At 62.9% G+C, this 18,777-nt stretch carries 16 protein-coding genes and 1 pseudogene; 4 read left to right on the plus strand and 13 right to left on the minus strand.

Features of this window, described 5'->3' with window-relative positions; translation table 11 throughout:
• A pseudogene (locus AC1D1L_RS17975) lies at positions 1-189 on the plus strand (integrase); the annotation flags it as partial.
• Between the two features lie 220 nt (positions 190-409).
• On the opposite strand, the gene AC1D1L_RS17980 reads toward AC1D1L_RS17975, so the two are convergent.
• The 10 genes from AC1D1L_RS17980 to tmpA form a co-directional block, all read right to left on the minus strand.
• On the minus strand, positions 410-778 hold the full coding sequence (locus AC1D1L_RS17980; protein ID WP_477342839.1) for a nitrile hydratase accessory protein: 369 nt from the start codon (positions 776-778) through the stop codon (positions 410-412).
• Positions 747-1,406, minus strand: coding sequence for a nitrile hydratase subunit beta (nthB, locus tag AC1D1L_RS17985; RefSeq protein ID WP_477342840.1), 660 nt, complete (start codon positions 1,404-1,406; stop codon positions 747-749). The genes AC1D1L_RS17980 and nthB overlap by 32 nt, the downstream gene beginning before the upstream one ends.
• On the minus strand, positions 1,403-2,008 hold the full coding sequence (gene nthA, locus AC1D1L_RS17990; RefSeq protein WP_477342841.1) for a nitrile hydratase subunit alpha: 606 nt from the start codon (positions 2,006-2,008) through the stop codon (positions 1,403-1,405). The genes nthB and nthA overlap by 4 nt, the downstream gene beginning before the upstream one ends.
• A gap of 64 nt (positions 2,009-2,072) precedes the next feature.
• Entirely contained in the window at positions 2,073-5,237 is a 3,165-nt protein-coding gene (locus AC1D1L_RS17995; protein ID WP_477342842.1) for an efflux RND transporter permease subunit, read from the minus strand.
• The gene (locus AC1D1L_RS18000) at positions 5,234-6,517 is read right to left on the minus strand and encodes an efflux RND transporter periplasmic adaptor subunit (protein ID WP_477342843.1); all 1,284 of its coding nucleotides are present in this window, start codon (positions 6,515-6,517) and stop codon (positions 5,234-5,236) included. Before AC1D1L_RS18000 ends, AC1D1L_RS17995 begins: the two co-directional genes overlap by 4 nt.
• Before the next feature lie 250 nt (positions 6,518-6,767).
• Complete coding sequence (locus tag AC1D1L_RS18005; RefSeq protein ID WP_477342844.1) at positions 6,768-7,364, minus strand: LysE family translocator; 597 nt, start codon at positions 7,362-7,364, stop codon at positions 6,768-6,770.
• A gap of 330 nt (positions 7,365-7,694) precedes the next feature.
• Complete coding sequence (gene ilvN / locus AC1D1L_RS18010) at positions 7,695-8,267, minus strand: acetolactate synthase small subunit (protein WP_023668352.1); 573 nt, start codon at positions 8,265-8,267, stop codon at positions 7,695-7,697.
• A 139-nt stretch (positions 8,268-8,406) separates the two neighbouring features.
• Entirely contained in the window at positions 8,407-10,188 is a 1,782-nt protein-coding gene (locus AC1D1L_RS18015) for an acetolactate synthase 3 large subunit (RefSeq protein ID WP_477342845.1), read from the minus strand.
• 409 nt (positions 10,189-10,597) lie between these two features.
• On the minus strand, positions 10,598-11,182 hold the full coding sequence (gene tmpB, locus AC1D1L_RS18020; protein ID WP_477342846.1) for a (R)-1-hydroxy-2-trimethylaminoethylphosphonate oxygenase: 585 nt from the start codon (positions 11,180-11,182) through the stop codon (positions 10,598-10,600).
• On the minus strand, positions 11,179-12,330 hold the full coding sequence (gene tmpA, locus AC1D1L_RS18025; RefSeq protein WP_477342847.1) for a 2-trimethylaminoethylphosphonate dioxygenase: 1,152 nt from the start codon (positions 12,328-12,330) through the stop codon (positions 11,179-11,181). The genes tmpB and tmpA overlap by 4 nt, the downstream gene beginning before the upstream one ends.
• A gap of 121 nt (positions 12,331-12,451) precedes the next feature.
• On the opposite strand from tmpA, the gene AC1D1L_RS18030 reads away from it, so the two are divergent.
• Positions 12,452-13,342 carry a LysR family transcriptional regulator gene (locus AC1D1L_RS18030; protein ID WP_477342848.1) on the plus strand — a complete coding sequence of 297 codons (891 nt, stop codon included), beginning with the start codon at positions 12,452-12,454 and terminating at the stop codon, positions 13,340-13,342.
• A gap of 139 nt (positions 13,343-13,481) precedes the next feature.
• Positions 13,482-15,284 carry an NAD(P)-binding domain-containing protein gene (locus tag AC1D1L_RS18035; protein ID WP_477342849.1) on the plus strand — a complete coding sequence of 601 codons (1,803 nt, stop codon included), beginning with the start codon at positions 13,482-13,484 and terminating at the stop codon, positions 15,282-15,284.
• Between the two features lie 10 nt (positions 15,285-15,294).
• Here AC1D1L_RS18035 and AC1D1L_RS18040 read toward each other — a convergent pair whose 3' ends face one another.
• The 3 genes from AC1D1L_RS18040 to AC1D1L_RS18050 are packed head-to-tail and all read right to left on the minus strand — an operon-like array spanning position 15,295 to position 16,717.
• A complete protein-coding gene (locus tag AC1D1L_RS18040; protein ID WP_477342850.1) occupies positions 15,295-15,822 on the minus strand; it encodes a GNAT family N-acetyltransferase in 528 nt (175 codons plus the stop codon).
• A gap of 15 nt (positions 15,823-15,837) precedes the next feature.
• Positions 15,838-16,146, minus strand: a complete 309-nt coding sequence (locus AC1D1L_RS18045; RefSeq protein ID WP_477342851.1) for a hypothetical protein — start codon at positions 16,144-16,146, stop codon at positions 15,838-15,840.
• A 4-nt stretch (positions 16,147-16,150) separates the two neighbouring features.
• Positions 16,151-16,717 carry a helix-turn-helix domain-containing protein gene (locus tag AC1D1L_RS18050; protein WP_477342852.1) on the minus strand — a complete coding sequence of 189 codons (567 nt, stop codon included), beginning with the start codon at positions 16,715-16,717 and terminating at the stop codon, positions 16,151-16,153.
• Positions 16,718-16,869: 152 nt separating this feature from the next.
• Between AC1D1L_RS18050 and AC1D1L_RS18055 the strand changes: the two genes are divergently transcribed.
• Positions 16,870-18,699 carry an ATP-binding protein gene (locus AC1D1L_RS18055; protein WP_477342853.1) on the plus strand — a complete coding sequence of 610 codons (1,830 nt, stop codon included), beginning with the start codon at positions 16,870-16,872 and terminating at the stop codon, positions 18,697-18,699.
• The last annotated feature ends 78 nt before the right edge of the window (positions 18,700-18,777 follow it).

Raw genomic sequence — 18,777 nt, forward strand, 5'->3', positions numbered from 1 at the left:
AATGGCGGCTTCATCTATGTCTCGCAAGCGCTGGCCGGCGAGCCGGTCGCAGCCGCGCAGACCGAGGACGGCGAATGGACACTCTCCTTCCATGCCCATCCGCTCGGCATCATCGACACCAGGCGTATGAAGCTTGTCCGCCGCAGCGCCGCGCCAACCAAACCGCTTGGCGCTGCGCCGGACGCATAGGGGGAGAGAAGTGTTACCTATGTATCCGGTTCATTCTGTTACCCATCTATCGGCTGGACAGCTGGCCGCAGCCTCGGCGCCATCATGAGATGCCGGAGATTAGCGAAACCGGCGATCACAGCGCCCCTCTCCCCGTCACTATACGGGGAGAGGATGCCGGCAGGCAGGTGAGGGGCAGCGCAAACGCCGCAAAGACTTCATCCCTTGTCGAAAGACGAGCCTAATCGACTTGTCCCGGATCGTTCTCCAACAGGATCGGCTTGCCGTGCGGTGTGGCGTGCGCGGCGCGCTCCCAGGCGGCGGCGAGTGTGTCGACATCGCTTTTTCCCGCGACGCCCTTGGCCGCAAGCAGCTTTTCCAGTGCTGCCAGCCAATGCTCGTAGTAATCGTGGCCGTCGCTCGCCGCGCCCGGCTTCTTTACCTCAGCGGACAAGGCGTCCGCCCATTCGCTCCACGAAAACAGGCCTTTGTCATGCAGCGCCACTGTCATGGCGAAGGCTTCGGCCTCCCACGGTTCCGCAAACACCGGCTCGTCGAAACCTCTAGGCAACGCACCGTCATGCCGGCTCAAGATAGCTCTCCCAGGCATCGATCGAGACGGTGAGCGTCGGGTCGGCGCCCTCGCCCCAAATTTCAGGGCCATCAAAGACGACGGTATAGACCCACTGCGGGTTTTCGCCCTTGCCATGCGCGTTGCTGTCGGGGAAGACAAAACCGTCGCGCACAGCCTCGATCACGCCCTGCTTGTCGCGCGCATAGCGCGGCAGGCGCGTATGGCCGGTGGGATTGAAATTCTTCGTCCGCACAGGATCGCCCGCTTTGAACCGCGCCGGTGTCGCAACCGGCCGGTCGCAAGGGCCGCCCTTGGCCAGCACAGCCGGGACGTTTTCTGCCTTCAGCACCCTTTTGGGCGTTGCTGCCGGATCGACAGCCCGGCCCTCGGCCAGATCGCGCTCACTGATAAAGCCGTGGCGCTTCAACAGCACCTCCAGCGCCTTGATCCAAATCTGGTAGTAGCTCGATGAATAGTAGACCGCCGGATGCAACGATTCCCTGGCGTGCCTGCTCTCATCGATGTTCCAGGCGCCCATGGCGCCGGCCGTCAGCGTCACGCCAAGCGCCCGCCTTTCCCATGCGGCATGGAAATAAGGCTCATCTTTCTCGGGCGCGACCGGCCCGAAGCCCATCTGCCCGCCGAGATCCTGCGGCCCGTTCATGCCGGCTCCTTCGCCAGCGCTGTGCCGATCATCGCATCGCGGCTGACCAGTTCGGCTAGCTGTTCCTCGTTCCAGCCCTCGGTGTTTTCAGGCCGCATCGGCACCACGAGATAGCGCAGCTCGGCGGTCGAATCCCAGACGCGGATCTTTTTCTCCGCCGGCAAGGTCAGGCCGAACTCCTCCAGCACGCCGCGCGGATCGATCACCGCGCGCGAGCGGTAAGGCGGCGCTTTGTACCAGACCGGCGGCAGGCCGAGCACCGACCACGGATAGCAGGAGCACAGCGTGCAGACGACGAGGTTGTGCGTCTCTTCCGTGTTGAACACCGCCTGCATGTGTTCGCCCTGCCGGCCGGTGTAACTCAGCGAGGCGATCGCCTCCGTCGCATCGCGCTTCAGCCAGTCGGCATAGGCCGGGTCGCTCCAGGCTTTCGCCACAACCTTGGCGCCATTACGCGGCCCGATCTTGGTCTCATAGGTGTCGACGATGACGTCGATCGCCGCCGGATCGATCAGGCCTTTTTCAGTGAGGATGGTTTCCAGCGCGCGCACCCGCGCCGCAAACGGGTCGAGCTCGTTGTCGTGGTCATGATCGTGGGACATGACCGCAGATTAGGATTGCCGGAACGACTCGGCAAGCATGACAGCTTGGGCCACGGGCCGCTGCCTATTCGGCGGCGGCCTTTTGCGGTTCGACAAGCCGGTCCTCGGGACCGAACAGCGAGCCCTGCTCGCCGCTCTCGACAGCATGCAGCGCCGGCCGGCTCTTTTTCGAGGAGAAGAAGCTCATCAGCCAGCCGGAGAAATTCTCGAAATAGACGTAGATCACCGGCGTGACGAACAACGTCAGCGCCTGCGAAGCGAGCAGACCGCCGACAACGGCGACGCCGAGCGGCTGGCGCAGTTCAGCACTTGCGCCGGTGCCGAGCGCGATCGGGAACGTGCCCATCAGTGCTGCCAGCGTCGTCATCATGATCGGCCTGAACCGCATCAGGCACGCCTTGTGGATGGACTCCTTGGCCGACATGCCGTCTCGTCGCAGTTCCAGCGCGACGTCGACCATCATGATGCCGTTCTTCTTGACGATGCCGATCAGCATCAGGATGCCGATCACCGCGATCACCGAAAGATCCATGCCGGCAAAGCGCAGCGCCACCACTGCACCGAGCACCGCCGAAGGCAGGCCGGTCAAGATGGTCAGCGGATGGATGAAGCTCTCATAGAGAATGCCGAGCACGATATAGATGGTCAGGATGGCGCCGCCGATCAGCAGGCCCTGGTTGGCCAGCGAATCCTGGAAGGTCTTGGCGGTGCCGGCGAAGCTGGTCGAGATCGCCTTCGGCATGCCGATCTGTTCCTTCAAAGCGTCGATGCGGGCCGTGCTGTCGCCGAGCGCCACGCCTTGTGGCAGATTGTAGGAGATGGTCACCGCCGGAAGCTGGCCGAGCTGGTTGACCGTCAGGGCGCCGGCCGTGCGGTCGACGCGGGCGAAGGCGCCAAGCGGCACCAGGCTGCCGCTCGCCGTCCTCATCTGGATGGCGAGCATGCGCTCCGGCGACCATTCGATGTTGGGATCGAGCTCGGTGATGACTTCGTAGCTGTCGGCCGAACCGAAGATTGTCGAAACCTGGTCGGTGCCGAACCCGCCATAGAGGGCAGTGCGCAGCGTGTCGGTGTCGATGCCGAGCTGGGCGGCCTTGTCGCGGTCGACCACCAGCGATGCCTGCAGGGCATTGTTCTGCAGGTCGCTGGTGACGTCGGTGAAATTCGCATGGTCGGCCGCCATCGCGTCATTCAGCTTCTGCGCCCAGATGTCGGTCTGGCCGGTATCGAGGCCCTGTACGACCAGCTGGTAGGCGCTGGCTGACGAGCGCGAACCGAGCCGCAAGTTCTGCACCGGCTGCATGTAGGTTTCGATACCCGCCACGCCGGCCAGTCGCCGCCTTAGATCCGCAAGCACCTTCTCGATATCGGGACGCTGGTCCTTGCCCTTGAGCTGGACGAAAAGCTGCCCCTGGTTGAGCGCATTGCTGCCGCTGCCCGCCGACCACGCCACATGATCGACATAGGGCGAATGCGAAAAGACACTGGCCACCTGCCCCTGCAGCTTCGACATGGCGTCGAACGAGATGTCCTGGCGCGCGATCGTCGTCACCGATATCTGGCCGATGTCCTCCTGCGGGAAGAAGCCCTTTGGCGACACCTCGATCAGCCACACCGAGCCTGCCGCGGTTCCGATGAAGACGAGGAACACCAGGAAAGTGTGACGCAGGCAGAAGGTGAGAAGCCGGTCATAGCCACGTGTGACGAAGTCCTGCTTGTGGCCAGGGCCATGTTTGTCGCGATCGGCCTTGGTCACCGACAGGAGCCGCGAGCACAGCATCGGCGTCAGCGTCAGCGACACGAACATCGACGCCAGGATGGCGACCGTCACCACCACGGCGAACTCATTGAAGATGCGGCCGATGACGCCGCCCATCAAAAGCACCGGGATGAACACCGCCACCAGCGAGATCGAGATCGAGATGATGGTGAAGCCGATCTCGCGCGCGCCCTTCAGCGATGCATCGAAGGCCGACAACCCATCCTCCTCCATGTGGCGAAAGATGTTCTCCAGCATGACGATGGCGTCGTCGACGACGAGGCCGACGGCAAGCGTCAGCCCCATCAGCGATATGTTGTCGATGGAGAAGCCGAACAGGAACATCGCGCCAAGGGTGGCGATCAGCGAGATCGGCACCGCCACGGCCGGGATGATGGTCGCGGTGACACGGCGCAGGAACACGAAGATCACCATCACCACCAAAGCGATGGTCAACAGCAGCGTGAACTGCACGTCGTCGACGGCCTGGCGGATCGAGGTCGAACGGTCATTGAGCAGCTTGATCTGGGCAGCGGCCGGCATCTGGTCCTGGAAGGACGGCAGCATCGCCTTGACCTTGTCGACGACGTCGACCGTGTTGGCGTCGGGCTGGCGCTGCACGGCCATGATGATCGCGCGGGTCCCGTCGTACCAACTCGCGGTCGTAGTCGTCTGCACCGAATCGACGACACGGGTCACTTCGCCCAGCCGCACCGGGTGGCCATCCTTGGTGGCGATGATGAGGTTGGAGAAGCCTGCGGCGTTGGTGAGTTGCGTGTTGGCGGTGATGGTCAGCTGCTGCTTGTCGCTCTGTAAGACGCCGAGCGGCGTGTTGCTGTTGGCAGACGCGATCGCCGTCTGCAGTTGGTCGATCGAAATGCCGCGCGCGGCAAGCGCGGTCGGATCGATCTGGATGCGCACCGCATATTTCTGCTGGCCGTAGATCGAGACCTGCGCCACCCCGTCGATGGTCGACAACGAGGGCGAGATGACGTTTTCGGCGAAGGCATCGAGATCGGTCAACGGAACCGTATCGCTGACCAGCGACATCAAAAGGATCGGCGCGTCGGCCGGATTGACCTTGCGGTAGCTCGGCGGCGACGTCATCTCCGGCGGCAGCGATTTCTGTGTACGCGCGATCGCCGCTTGCACGTCGGCGGCGGCAGCGTCGATGTCGCGGTTGAGCACGAACTGGATGGCGATCGAGGTCTGGCCGAGCGAGTTGGTGGTCGAGATCGAATCGATGCCGGCGATCGTCGCGAACTGCTTGATCAACGGCGTCGCCACCGAGGTCGCCATGGTTTCGGGCGACGCGCCGGGCAGCGACGCCGAGACGTTCACGACCGGAAATTCAGCGCTGGGCAGCGCCGCCACCGGCAGGAACTTGTAGGCAAACAGCCCGCCCAGCACGAGGGCGAACGACATCAGCAGCGTGGCGACGGGCCTGCGTATGCAGAATTCGGAAATCATTGGGCGCCAGCCTTCTCGGCTTGCGCGACCTTTGGCGCGGCCTGATCCCCGCCAGCCGCCTTGCCCTCATGCACGGCGGCGCCGTCCTTCAGCCTGGTCTGGCCCTCGACGACCACCTTCTCGCCCGACTTGACGCCCTCGCTGATGGCGCTGTTTTCACCTTCGGTCAGCGCCACTTGCACCGGCCGCATCTCGACCGTGTTGTCCGGCTTGACCACATAGACGAAGGGGCCCTTCTGGCTGGGCTGGACCGCGACCGTCGGAACCGAGGTCATCTGCGGCATGATGCCGGCGTCAAGGATGACGTTCACATACTGTCCGGGCCATAGCGACAGATCGGCATTGGGTATGCTTGCCCGCGTCGCAATGGTTCCGGAGGCAGTGTCGACGCTGGAATCGACGAAGTCGAGCGTGCCCTTGCCGATCGGCGTCGGGTCGCCGTCCTTGGTCAGCGTGACCGCGCCCTGCTGCGGGTTGGCCAGCGCCTTGTGCAGCAGCGCGAGATTGCTTTCCGGCAGGTTGAAGTTGACCTGCAGCGGATCCATCTGGGTGACAGTCACCAGCGGCGTCGCCGTGGTGCTGTTGCCGTTGCTGACGGTGACGAGGTCGCCAACCGAGACATTGACGGCGCCCAGCCGGCCCGAGATCGGCGCCGTGATCGTTGCGTAGCTCAGTTGGACGGTATCGGCATCGATCGTCGCCTTGTCGGCGTCGATGGTTGCGGCCGCCGCCTTCTGCGCGGCCAGCGCCTGATCGTAGGTCTGCTGCGTGCCGGCCTGCTTGGCGACCAGGTCCCTGGCGCGCTGCAGATCGGCCTGAGCGCTGACCAGCATCGCCTGGTCCTTGACCAGCGTCGCCTGGTCCTTGGCCAGTTGCGCCTTCAGCGACCGGTCGTCGAGCGAGAACAGCAGATCGCCGGTCTTCACCATCTGCCCGTCCTTGACGTCGATCGACACGATCTGGCTCGACACGCGCGCATTGATGTTGACCACGGCCGGCGAGGATACGAAGCCGATGGCATAGCGGCGGATCGGGAAATCGGCCGTTGTCGCGGTGGCCGAAACGATCGAGGCCGAACGGGCGGCGCCGGCGCCGGATTTGCCCGCAGCCTTGTCAGCCGAAGTCTTGTCTGATGCAGCCGGCTTGTCCGCCGCGTCCGTCTGCTTGGCGCCCGGCAGCATCTGCTGCAAACTGCTCATCGCCGCTGGCGAAAAATAGACCCATGTAGCGGCGACACAGGCCGCTGCCACTACCAACGCCAGAACGACTTTCCCGCGCATCGACTACAAGCCCTATGATCCGACACGCCGAACCCGGTGGTCTCATTCTACCGCAAATCACGGCGCCTTGCCGGCGATTTTGCGGAACTAGATAGGACACGCCTTTGTCGGAAAAGGGCCAAAACGCGGCATTACGAAGATTTAATGTGCACTGCACAATGAATGGGCAGCCGGCTCAGGAGTCGGAAAGCCAGCCAGGATGTGGTTGAGATTCAGGTCCGGCGAGCCTCACCTGAACATCAAGCATATCCTATTTCAGCATCGGCCAAAGGGTCGCTGCGAGCAGCACGCCCATGGCGATGTTGAACCATTTCAGCCGCACCGGATCCGACAGGAAACCGCGTAGCGCCGTGCCGAAACCCGCCCATATCGACACGCTTGGCAAATTGACCAGCGAGAAGGCAAAAGCGATCAACACCACCGACAGGAATGGATGGTCGGCGTTGGTGTAGACGGCCATGGCGGTGATCGCCATCACCCAGGCCTTGGGATTGACCCACTGGAAGGCGGCAGCATCGATAAAGCGCATCGGCTTGGCCTCCGCCTCGCCCTTGGCGCTGATGGAGCGCGACATGGCGATCTTCCAGGCGAGGTAGAGAAGATAGGCGGCGCCGGCGATCTTGAGTGCCGTGTGCAGCGCCGGAAACGCCGTCAGCACCGCGCCGAGGCCGAAACCGACGGCCAGCAACAGCACGCAAAAGCCGATGCTGATGCCAAACATATGCGGAATGGTCCTGACGATGCCGAAATTAACGCCCGAGGCCAAAAGCATAAGATTGTTCGGCCCCGGCGTGATCGAGGTCACGAAGGCGTAGACCAAAAGGGCAAGGAAGGCGTCGAGGGACATGACGGCTCACAAAGGTCAGTAATGCTGACTTAAATCGACCGGGCGTCGGACGCAACTCCATTCGATTGGTCCAACACGCCTGACGCAACCCGACGACTGATATCCCCAGCGCGCCTGATCGGATGAGTTCGAGAGATCAGTCTCGACGGCGATACTTCAGTGCCCAAAGAAGCCAACCAAAGAGGAGGATGTTTAGAGCGTAGTACAAGACCCAGTTCCAAAAATTCTCTGGATCATCCGCAAAGGCGACCCATTCACGGGTTCGTCCGACCAGGACTGTCATCGTCACCCAAGCATGGGCAATGCAGAACTTGAACTTCGTATGAATGCCTACATGCCTTGCGGCCCGCGATTCATTGCCGCCACGCCGGTGCGGCAGATCTCGACCAGGCCGAGCGGCTTCATGATGGCGATGAACTGGTCGAGTTTCGAACCCTTGCCGGTGATCTCGAAAATGAAGTGCTCGGTGTTGGCGTCGATGACCGACGCGCGAAAAGCGTCCGCCAGCCGCAGCGCCTCGACGCGAGCCTCGCCCGTCCCTGCCACTTTCACCAGCGCCAGTTCCCGCTCCAGCGGCCGCTCCTGGCCGAATTCGTGCGAGCGCACGGTCAGATCGACGACGCGGTGCACCGGCACGATGCGCTCGAGCTGATGCTTGATCTGCTCCAGCACATGCGGCGTGCCGCGCGTCACGATGGTGATGCGCGACAGATGCTTTTCGTGTTCGGTCTCGGAGACGGTCAGGCTTTCGATGTTGTAGCCGCGGCCAGAGAAAAGGCCGATGACCCGGGCAAGTACACCCGGCTCGTTGTCGACCAGCACGGAGAGCGTATGGTTCTCCGGCTTCTCGGTTTCCTTGGCGATGAAATAAGCGGAACCGGTCGGTTGAAGCTGTGCGTTCATGACGTGAATCTCGATTTCAGACTTTTGAGCTAATTCTCTGTTTGCGCACGGCTTCTTTTGACAAGCCCTGCCTCGGCTTGTGTTATCGATGGGGCATGATGTCGCCCGAAAACCGCTTCACACTTTTCGGCATCATGCCCTAGACCAGTTCCCTGCCCTTGGCGTCGATGGCGTTGGCCACCGCTTCGTCGGTCGCCTCGTCCGGCAGGAGCATTTCATTATGCGCCTTGCCCGATGGGATCATCGGGAAGCAGTTGGCAAGGTTCGCCACCCGGCAGTCGAACAGCACCGGCTTCTTGACCGCGATCATTTCCTTGATGGCGTCGTCGAGTTCGTCCGGTTTCTCGCAGCGAATGCCGTGACCGCCATAGGCCTCAGCCAGCTTGACGAAGTCGGGCATCGCCTCGGTGTAGGAATGCGACAGACGGTTGCCGTGCAGCAACTGCTGCCACTGCCGCACCATGCCCATATACTGGTTGTTGAGGATGAAGATCTTGATCGGCGCATTGTGCTGCACCGCAGCGCTCATCTCCTGCATCGTCATCTGCACCGAGGCGTCGCCGGCAATGTCGATGACCAGTGCATCGGGATGCGCGATCTGCACGCCGAGTGCTGCCGGCAGGCCATAGCCCATCGTGCCAAGGCCACCGGATGTCATCCAGCGGTTCGGCTTCTCGAAATGATAGTGCTGTGCTGCCCACATCTGGTGCTGGCCGACCTCGGTGGTGATGTAGGTGTCCATGTCCTTGGTCAGCGCGTAAAGCCGCTGGATCGCGTATTGCGGCATGATCACATCGTTGTTCATCTTGTAGGCGAGTGAATCGCGCGCGCGCCATTTGGCGATCTGTTCCCACCAGGGATAGAGCGCCTTCTTGTCGGCCTTGGCGCTTGCCCGCCACAGCCGCACCATATCTTCCAGCACGCGGCCGACATCACCGATGATCGGCACGTCGGTGTGGACGTTCTTGTTGATCGAGGACGGATCGATGTCGATGTGGATCTTCTTCGAGTTCGGCGAGAACGCGGTCAGCCGTCCGGTGATACGGTCGTCGAAGCGCGCGCCGATGCAGATCATCACGTCGCAATCGTGCATCGCCATGTTGGCTTCATAGGTGCCGTGCATGCCGAGCATGCCCATCCAGTTCTTGCCCGATGCCGGATAGGCGCCGAGCCCCATCAGCGTCGAGGTGATGGGGAAACCGGTGAGATCGACCAGTTCGCGCAGCAGATGGCTGGCTTCCGGGCCGGAATTGATGACGCCACCGCCCGAATAGATGATCGGCTTCTTGGCGCTCGCCATCAGCTCGACCGCGGCCTTGACCTTGTCGAGATCGCCCTGGATCTTCGGCTGGTAGCTGGTGCGCGGCGCCGTCTGCGGCGGCACATAGATGCCCTTGGCGAACTGCACGTCCTTCGGAATGTCGACCACCACGGGACCGGGACGGCCGGTCGTGGCGACATGAAAAGCCTCGTGGATGGTGGCGGCGAGTTGGTTGACATCCTTCACCAGCCAGTTGTGCTTGGTGCAGGGCCGCGTGATGCCGACCGTATCGCACTCCTGGAACGCATCCGAGCCGATCAGCGAGGTCGGCACCTGTCCGGTCAGGCAGACCAGAGGTATCGAATCCATCAGCGCATCTTGCAGCGGCGTCACCGCATTGGTGGCGCCCGGCCCCGACGTCACCAAGAGCACACCGGCCTTGCCGGTCGAGCGCGCATAGCCTTCAGCGGCATGACCGGCGCCCTGCTCGTGGCGGACCAGAATGTGCTCGACCTCGTCCTGCTGGAAGATTTCGTCATAGATCGGAAGCACCGCGCCGCCGGGATAACCGAAGACATGCTTGACGCCATTGTCCTTCAGCGCCTGCACCACCATTTCGGCGCCAGTCATTTCACGCCGCTCACTCTGTCCGTTGCTCATCGGTCCTGTCCCGTACTGTCCGCCTTTGGGCGATTGCTGGTCGTTTAGTCGTGTTTCGGGCAATAAAAAAGGCCCCCGAGGGAGCCTGTGTGTTGCGCATGGGAGGTTTTCGCCCGGCGGTTACACCGCCTTGCCCACGCGCTTTCCTACGAGAATGAGTGCCTTTTTCATCGTGGCGGACAATAGAATTGGTTTTGCGCGGATGTCAACGGGCAATCCGCGCAGCCGCTGTGGGTTCAGATCCATCCGCAATATCCGGTTCGCTCACTTTGTCACGAAAAGGCGACGGCTCGGAGGAACTGGCCGGGAGCGCGCGCTCCCGGCATTGATCCGGCCTGTAAGCCATGACAGCACATTGACCATCGAAGCGGAAGCACATGGCCGTTCCCTCTCGGGTGTGGATTTGCAATCAGGTGCGATTGGCGAAGTCGCGGACGACCCTCTGCAGCAGCGGCACGTAGTCGCGAAACGTCCGCGTCTTCATGTTGGCCACCTTGCCGGCCTCGTCCCAGATGCGGACTCGCACCGCTTCCTCGTAAAACGGATTCCTGCGGAACTCGGCCACCTCTTGCGGGTTCATCGGCCCGCCCTGCAGCGACAGCGTATGGACCGAGGCCTGCGACAGTCTGCCGAAATAGGTCGGGTCAGTGGCGCAGAGATAGCGCTTGGCGGCGACATGCAGCCGGACGCATTCGACGATGACAGGCGGAAAGAACGGCGCCAGTACTTCGCCGCCGGCTTCATCATGGTGCTTGTCCTCGACATCGTCGGGCGAATAGGTGCCGAACTCGCTGGTATAGTGGCCGATGTCATGCAGCAGCGCTGCCGCCACCAGCACATCGGGCGCGCCGTCCTGTTCGGCAAACCATGCGCCCTGCAGCATGTGTTCCGACATGGTGACCGGTTCGCCGAGATAGGATTCCGCCCCTCGGCGCTCGAAAATATCGGCGATGAACTCGACGATGTTGTCCGCGTTCAAATCCTGGCCGCTCATTCCGCGGCCTCCTTGAAGCCGTGTTCGATTGCCGCCAGCGTCGACAACAGGCCGTCCTTGTCGGCGTAGCAGCCCTGCAGCCAGCGCTTGCCGGTGCCGGAGAACGCCTTGCGGGCATGCATGACGCGGGTGTTGTCGACGATGAAGGCCTGCCCCGCCTCGAGCTTGAAGGTCACTTCGAAGGACGGATCCTCGATCAGTTCTGCGAACCGGCGATAGGCGGCGTAGTAGGCCTCCATGTCGGCGAATGGCACGTCGACCGTCGGCGCCAGCGAGCGGTTGTTGAAGCGGATGGCAATGAGTTCGCCATCCGGCCCGAGCTCGATCATCGGCCGCTTGGCCTGCAATCGCACGCCCGACGAGCCGGCATATTCGAAGCGTGCCGGATATGAACTCAACAGACGAAAACCTTCGGGGTTCTCGGCCTGCAGCGCGGCCGCGACGGCAAAACCGTCGACGACGCTGGATTCGCCGCCTTCAACCGTATTTTCGATACAGGACAGGATCTGCAGCGTCGGCACCGGATCGCGATAGGGATTGTCAGTGTGCGCCTGCAGGCCGAGATTGGTGTAGGCGAGATTGTTCGGATTGACCTCGGCGCGCACCTCGAACCAGCGGCCGTAATTGGTCTCCCTGATATAGCCGAACAGATCGGACACTTTGCACAGTGCCCCGGATTCGGCCGGCAGATCGTCCATCACCGCGAAGCCATAGGTCTTCACCGCCGACAACCATTGCCGCAACACGGCGCGGTCGCGGCTGGCAGCGACGTAGCCAGCGCGCGGCACCGAATTTTGCATCGAGGCCTTGGTCCATCGCACCGTGGCCTCGCCGGTCCAGCCGGGTTCGCGGGCGGCATTGCGATCATAGGCGTTGGCACTCAGCCAGGTCGCTGGAAAGCTGACTGTTTTCTGTTCCGGTACGAAGCTGATTTCGAGCGCATCGCCCTTGATCGCCGCAGTGCCGATCCGCGTTTGCGCCGGAATGTCGAGAATGGTGATCAGCCGCTGGCCGTTGCCGGCGCTGCGCGTCTTGTCGTCCAGCGCATTGTCGCGCAGCCACATGGCGTGAAAGCGGGTGCGCGTCCCGTCCTGCCAGCCAAGGTCTATTGTTTTGCCTTCGTCACCGATCTGCGCGTGGGTGAGCATAAAATCCGTTCCTGTCCGCTGCGTCCCCGCAGCGGGTTCCGTAGGGTTTCTGATTGCATGGTGAAGGCGCAGCAGGCATAATTCAAGTTATCATTTTGCGGCCAAAGACCATAAACTACTTATGCCTCAATCAACCCTGCCCTTGCCGCCGCTCGATTGGCTGCGCAGTTTCGAGGCCGCCGCGCGGTTGTCGAATTTCACCGCCGCCGCGGCCGAACTCGGATTGACCCAGGCGGCCGTCAGCCAGCACATCCGCTTGCTCGAAGGGCGGCTCAAGCATCCCCTGTTCACCCGCCTGGCGCGCGGCGTGGAATTGACGCCCGAGGGCGCCGCCTACCTGCCGCATCTGCAATCGGCCTTTGCCACGATCGCCAACAGCACGCGCGAGCTGTTCGAACCCAGGACCATCCAGAGCGTGACGATCCGCTCGCCGATCTCTTTCGCGGTGCTGATGATCGCGCCGAAGCTGCCGCAAATGGCTGGAGACCTGCCCTTCGTCCAGTTGCAGATCGAGACCATCCACACCCCGGCCGACTACAATGAGCGCTCCGGCGGGCTCGACATTCGTTTCGGCGCTGGCTCCAGTTCCTTCGCCGGACGCCAGGCCGACCGCCTGACCCGCGAAACACTGACACCGATGGCCGCGCCCGGCCTTGCCAAAACGCCGGATTGGACCGGATTGCCGCGCCTGACGGTCGTCGGCGCGCGAGAAATGTGGGGCGAATGGTTTGCCGTCGCGCGGATGAAGCCGGCAATCGGGCCGACGCACAAATTCGACAGTTTCGTTACCGCACTGGAGGCGGCAAAGCACGGCGCCGGCATGGTGCTAGGCTCGCGCCCGCTGGCCGATGCGGCGCTGCTCGACGGATCGCTCGTCACGCTTTCCGGCTTCACGCTGTCGAGCGGCGCCGGCCACTATCTGACGGCACCCTCGGGCGCGCATCTGAGCCCAGCCGAGGAAGCTGTCCGCCGCTGGTTCGCCACAGTCTTCGGCACCCCGATTTCCCGATAAGTCCCTGAATACGCGCCAAACTATTGGATGACGTGACGCGGCGCATAATTTGCCGCGATACTGCGCAAGGCCGGACGTCAAGCTTCGGCAGGGTTCCGCCCGCTACAGGCGGCCAGAAAAAAATCGCGGAGGAAATTCGATGCTCGACAAGGCCCCCAACAAGAAGCTGTCCGACCTGCTCGATCGCTTCGGCGCAGCCCTTGCCGCCGGCGATATCGACAAGGCCGTCGCCTGCTTCCAGGAGGATTGTTTTTGGCGCGATCTCGTCACCTTCACCTGGAACATCAAGACGATGGAAGGGCGCGACCAGGTGCGCGAGATGCTGGTCAGCCAGTTGGCCAAGACCAAACCGTCGAACTGGGCGATCGCCAAGGGCGAGGATGCCACCGAAAGTGACGGCGTGCTCGACGGCTGGATCAGCTTCGAGACTTCGGTGGCGCGCGGCTTCGGTCATATCAGGCTGAAGGACGGCAAGATCTGGACGCTGCTCACCACCATGGTCGAGCTCAAGGGCCATGAGGAACCGGCCGGCTTCGACCGCCCGCTCGGCGCCAAGCACGGCCATGGCAAGAACCGGCCGACGTGGAAGGAGGAGCGCGAGAAGGAAGCCGCCGAACTCGGCTTCAAGACGCAGCCCTACACGCTGATCATCGGCGGCGGCCAGGGCGGCATCGCGCTCGGCGCGCGTCTGCGGCAGCTCGGCGTGCCGACCATCATCGTCGAGAAGAACGAGCGCGCCGGCGACAGCTGGCGCAGGCGCTACAAGTCGCTCTGCCTGCACGACCCCGTCTGGTACGACCATCTGCCCTATATCGATTTTCCCAGGAACTGGCCGGTCTTCGCGCCCAAGGACAAGATCGGCGACTGGCTGGAAATGTACGCCAAAGTGATGGAGCTGAACTACTGGTCCTCGACCGAGGCCAAGAGCGCTGTCTATGACGACAAGAAGAAGGAATGGACGGTTGTCGTGCGCCGCGACGGCAAGGACATCACGCTGAAGCCGAAGCAGCTGGTGCTGGCCACGGGCCAGTCCGGCAAGGCCAACATGCCGAACTTCAAGGGCATGGAAAGCTTCAAGGGCGACCAGCATCACTCCTCGAAGCATCCCGGCCCCGACGCCTATGTCGGTAAGAAGGCTGTTATCATTGGTTCCAACAATTCAGCCCACGACATCGCGGCCGCCCTTTGGGAGGCCGGCGTCGACGTCACCATGGTGCAGCGCTCGACCACGCATATCGTCAAGTCGGACACGCTGATGGAGATCGGGCTGGGCTCGCTCTATTCGGAAAAGGCGGTCGAGAGCGGCATGACCACCGCCAAGGCCGACCTTGTCTTCGCCTCCCTGCCCTACAAGATCCTGCACGAATTCCAGATCCCGGCCTACGCCGAGATGAAGAGGCGCGACGCCAGCTTCTACAAGGGCCTGGAGAAGGCCGGCTTCATGCTCGACTGGGGCGATGACGGTTCCGGCCTGTTCATGAAGTATCTGAGGCGCGGCTCGGGCTACTATATCGATGTCGGCGCCTCCGACCTGATCATCGACGGCTCGATCAAGTTGAAGAGCGGTGTCGAGGTGAAGGAGGTCAAGGCGCACTCGGTGCTGCTCAGCGACGGATCCGAACTGCCGGCCGATCTCATTGTCTACGCCACCGGCTACGGCTCGATGAATGGCTGGGCGGCCGATTTGATCTCACGGGAGGTCGCAGACAAGGTCGGTAAATGCTGGGGCCTTGGCTCCAACACCACCAAGGATCCCGGGCCCTGGGAAGGCGAGCTGCGCAACATGTGGAAGCCGACGCAGCAGGAGGCGCTGTGGTTCCATGGCGGCAACCTGCATCAGTCACGCCACTATTCGCAGTTCCTGTCGTTGCAGCTGAAGGCGCGGATGGAAGGCATCGCGACGCCGGTCTACGGACTGCAGCAGGTGCACCACAAGGGTTAGCGAAGGATAGTTACCGAGACTGGCCGATGCGCTTCCAGTAGATGAGCGTGCCGGTCAGGCCACCATGCGGCTTCAGGGCAAAGTCCGGTATTTCGCCGGTGAGCGTGAAGCCGAGTTTTTCGTAGAGGCCGGAAGCACCCTCCTCGGTTGCCGTGTCCAGCACCAGCAGCGTGCGGCCTCTCTCGACGGCGAGAGCCTCCGCGGTACGCATCAGCCGGCTCGCAATGCCCTTGCCGCGATGTGCGAGCCGGGTCATCAATTTGGCGATCTCGGCTCGGTGCGACTGGTTGACCGGAAAGTCGAGCAGCAAGGTCACGGTGCCGAGGAGAGCATCGCCGGCCCAGGCGCCGAGCACCACCCTTTCACCTCTCTCCGCAGCCGTCAGCGACTGGTCCCAGAAGCCTTCCGCCGCCTGCCGGGACAAGGGATGCATGAAGCTGACCGAGCCGCCGGCCGCGACCGTCTCGATCAGCGTGTCGACCAGCGCGGCCAGGGTTGCGGCGTCACGGGTCAGGACCTTGATTTCGATGGAACTCATGCGTGATGTCCCTTGCTAATCCAGACGCGCGACGCGGCGCCGTTTTCGTCCTGCCTTGATCGCGGCGATGCGATCGGCATCTTTCGGCTGCAGGTGCAGCCCGCGTTCGAGGATTTCGAGCGTGTATTCCTCGTAGGTCAGGCCGAGCCGTTCGGCCTTTTCCATGCGCATCAGCATGACGTCACGGCTCGGCGCCTTCCACGCCTTGGCGTGCGCTGCCTTCCAGGCGAGGAAGATGTATGGATCGCCCTTGCCCCATGGCGGGCCCTTGTAGTCGTCGAGCGGCGGTCCGCCATTATCGGAGCGCTTGGGACGTCTTGCCACGACCTCAGCCCCTGACCAGCGCGACCAGATAGTCGGCGGGCTGCGGCCCGACGGCGTGGAACGTGCAGTCCGACGGCGCGCCGAGCGCCAGGCAGTCGCCGGGCTCGAGACTATGCACGACATCGCCCTCGGTGAATTCGAGACGTCCGGAGATCAGCCACATCTGCTGCTTGATGAAGGCGTAGGACGCTGCCGGAAAGCTTACCTTGGCGCCGGCCGGCAGTTGCACCCGGATCAGTTCGAGCGGCATGTCGGAGACCGGCGACAGATGCCGCCTGACGTAACCGGTGCCGGGGTCGCGCCATACCGGCTGCTCGCTTTCGCGCAGCAGGCCGCCGCCTTGCTGCTCGGCGCGCGCAATCAGCGTCGACAGCGTCATGCCGAAGGCGGCGGCGATGCGCACCAAGAGCGCCGCGGTCGGGCTGGTCATGCCTCGCTCGATTGTGCTGAGCATGGCTTTGGAGACGCCGGAGCGATCCGCCAGCTCCGCCAGCGACCAGTTTCGCAAGGTTCTTTCGGCGTGGATTCTTTTGCCGATCGTGGCAGATACATCATTCGCTATACCAGTCATTCGTCCAATATATCGAAATTTCTGCACTGAGGAAGTGGCCGGTCGGTTGAATTTTCGCTAACGGGTTAACGCCTGCTACACCATCCCGCATCACGCCACCTTAACCCCATTTGTCTAGGGTCAACGCTCCACGGGAATGGGGATCGGACCGTATGTTTGTCGAGCGCGAAGCCTCCGTCGGCGAACCGACCTCGCAGGAGCGCCGCCGCGCCGAGCAGAACGACAAGCGCATTCTGGGCAATGTCGTGCAGTGCGACGGCGCCCGCGCCACGATCAGCGCCTACGCCGACGACATCGAAGGGGCGGTCACCGGCCTGTGGACGGTCGGCAAGATGATCTCCATCAACCTCGGGACATCGCGCACGGTTGGCCTGGTCTATGAGATCGGCAAGTCGGATCGCGCCTGGAGCAATGAGGGGCAGAACCCGATCGAGGTGAACGTCGAGTTGATCGGCGAGGTGCGCGACGGCGCCGAGCCCGGCGACCGCCCGATTTTCGACCGCGGCATCACCACCTATCCGCATATCGGCGCCATTGCCCACCGCATCCGCAGCCGCGACCTGCAGGCGGTCTATGACCTCGCCGGGCGTCATTCGATCACCATTGGCACGCTGTCGCAGGACGAGGCGATCGACGCCAACATTGCCATCGACGACACGCTGGCGCGCCACTTCGCCATTGTCGGCACGACAGGCGTCGGCAAATCCACGGCGGTCTCGCTGCTCTTGCGCAAGTCGATCGCCGCCCGGCCCGATTTGCGCATCCTCATCCTCGATCCTCACAATGAATTCGCCGCGTCGCTGCCGGAATTCTGCGTCAAGGTGGACTCCAAGACGCTCGATTTGCCGTTCTGGATGTTCAGGCTGGAGGAATTCGCCGAGGTGCTGTTTCGCGGCCGAGAGGTCGTGCCGGAAGAGGTCGATGTGCTGCGTGACCTGATCCCCGCCGCCAAGAATCTCTACCGCAACCCGAACTCCGGCTCCTATGTGCGGCGCGGCAGCGATGCGCTGACCGCCGACACGCCAGTGCCCTACCGCATGGTCGATCTCATCAAGCAGATCGACGAGCGCATGGGCCTCCTGGAAAGCAAGAACGACCGCCCGACGCTGAAATCGCTGAAGACGCGCATCGAGTCGGCGGCATCCGACCCGCGCTATCGCTTCATGTTCAATTCGCGGCTGATCGAGGACACGATCCACGAGACAATCGGCAACATTTTCCGGGTGCCGCATCATGGCCGCCCGGTGACCTGCTTCGAGATGGCCGGCATGCCGTCCGAAGTGGTCAACTCCGTCTGCTCGGTACTGGCGCGCCTCGCCTTCGACCTCGCTCTGTGGAGCGAAGGCCGGCTGAAACTTTTGCTGCTGTGCGAGGAAGCGCATCGCTACATGCCGGCCGATCCGCGGCTCGGCTTCGCGCCGACAAGGCATGCGTTGTCGCGCATCGCCAAGGAAGGCCGGAAATATGGCTGCTATCTCGGCGTCGTCACCCAGCGTCCGGGCGAACTCGATCCGACCATCCTGTCGCAGTGTTCGACCTTCTTCGCCATGCGGCTGGCCAACGAGCAGGACCAGGCAATCATCCGCTCGGCGATCGCCGATTCCTCCGCCTCGACGCTGGCCTTCCTGTCCTCCATGGGCCAGCGCGAAGCCATCGCCTTCGGCGAAGGTGTAGCGACGACCATGCGTCTGAAATTCGAGAAACTGGCACAGGAACTGATCCCCGGCACAGCCAAGCGCGACGATCTGGAGTCGGATGTCGACGGCGATGTCGATCTCGCCGCCATCGTCGAGCGGCTGCGCAACGTGCCGAAGCCGCAGCAGCAGATGGCCTTCGCCGAAGTGGTGGACTCCAGCCGGCAGGCCGGCGATCCCGACTACCGCAAACCGGCCACCGCCCAGCGCATCCAGCCCGACGACGATTTCGACATGCGCTACGGCCTCAAGCCCGCCACCTTCGGCATACGCCCGCAGAACGATTGAGCTTCAGCGTAACGTCCTTTTGCCGAACAAAGCCGCGTCGGCGTCCAAGGCCCGGCTTCGTCGGCCAGCTTAGGTAAA

The organism is Mesorhizobium sp. P2_D6 (assembly GCF_056404315.1).

Excerpts from the sequence above, each read along its gene's own strand:
- tmpB (WP_477342846.1), bottom strand. The coding sequence starts at position 11,182 with ATGAGCGGCCAGGATTTGAACGCGGACAACATCGTCGAGTTCATCGCC.
- nthB (WP_477342840.1), bottom strand. The coding sequence starts at position 1,406 with ATGAACGGGCCGCAGGATCTCGGCGGGCAGATGGGCTTCGGGCCGGTC.
- ilvN (WP_023668352.1), bottom strand. The coding sequence starts at position 8,267 with ATGAACGCACAGCTTCAACCGACCGGTTCCGCTTATTTCATCGCCAAG.
- AC1D1L_RS18035 (WP_477342849.1), top strand. The coding sequence starts at position 13,482 with ATGCTCGACAAGGCCCCCAACAAGAAGCTGTCCGACCTGCTCGATCGC.
- nthA (WP_477342841.1), bottom strand. The coding sequence starts at position 2,008 with ATGTCCCACGATCATGACCACGACAACGAGCTCGACCCGTTTGCGGCG.
- AC1D1L_RS18030 (WP_477342848.1), top strand. The coding sequence starts at position 12,452 with ATGCCTCAATCAACCCTGCCCTTGCCGCCGCTCGATTGGCTGCGCAGT.
- AC1D1L_RS18000 (WP_477342843.1), bottom strand. The coding sequence starts at position 6,517 with ATGCGCGGGAAAGTCGTTCTGGCGTTGGTAGTGGCAGCGGCCTGTGTC.
- AC1D1L_RS18005 (WP_477342844.1), bottom strand. The coding sequence starts at position 7,364 with ATGTCCCTCGACGCCTTCCTTGCCCTTTTGGTCTACGCCTTCGTGACC.
- AC1D1L_RS18015 (WP_477342845.1), bottom strand. The coding sequence starts at position 10,188 with ATGAGCAACGGACAGAGTGAGCGGCGTGAAATGACTGGCGCCGAAATG.
- AC1D1L_RS18040 (WP_477342850.1), bottom strand. The coding sequence starts at position 15,822 with ATGAGTTCCATCGAAATCAAGGTCCTGACCCGTGACGCCGCAACCCTG.
- AC1D1L_RS18050 (WP_477342852.1), bottom strand. The coding sequence starts at position 16,717 with ATGACTGGTATAGCGAATGATGTATCTGCCACGATCGGCAAAAGAATC.
- AC1D1L_RS18055 (WP_477342853.1), top strand. The coding sequence starts at position 16,870 with ATGTTTGTCGAGCGCGAAGCCTCCGTCGGCGAACCGACCTCGCAGGAG.
- tmpA (WP_477342847.1), bottom strand. The coding sequence starts at position 12,330 with ATGCTCACCCACGCGCAGATCGGTGACGAAGGCAAAACAATAGACCTT.
- AC1D1L_RS17980 (WP_477342839.1), bottom strand. The coding sequence starts at position 778 with ATGCCTGGGAGAGCTATCTTGAGCCGGCATGACGGTGCGTTGCCTAGA.
- AC1D1L_RS17995 (WP_477342842.1), bottom strand. The coding sequence starts at position 5,237 with ATGATTTCCGAATTCTGCATACGCAGGCCCGTCGCCACGCTGCTGATG.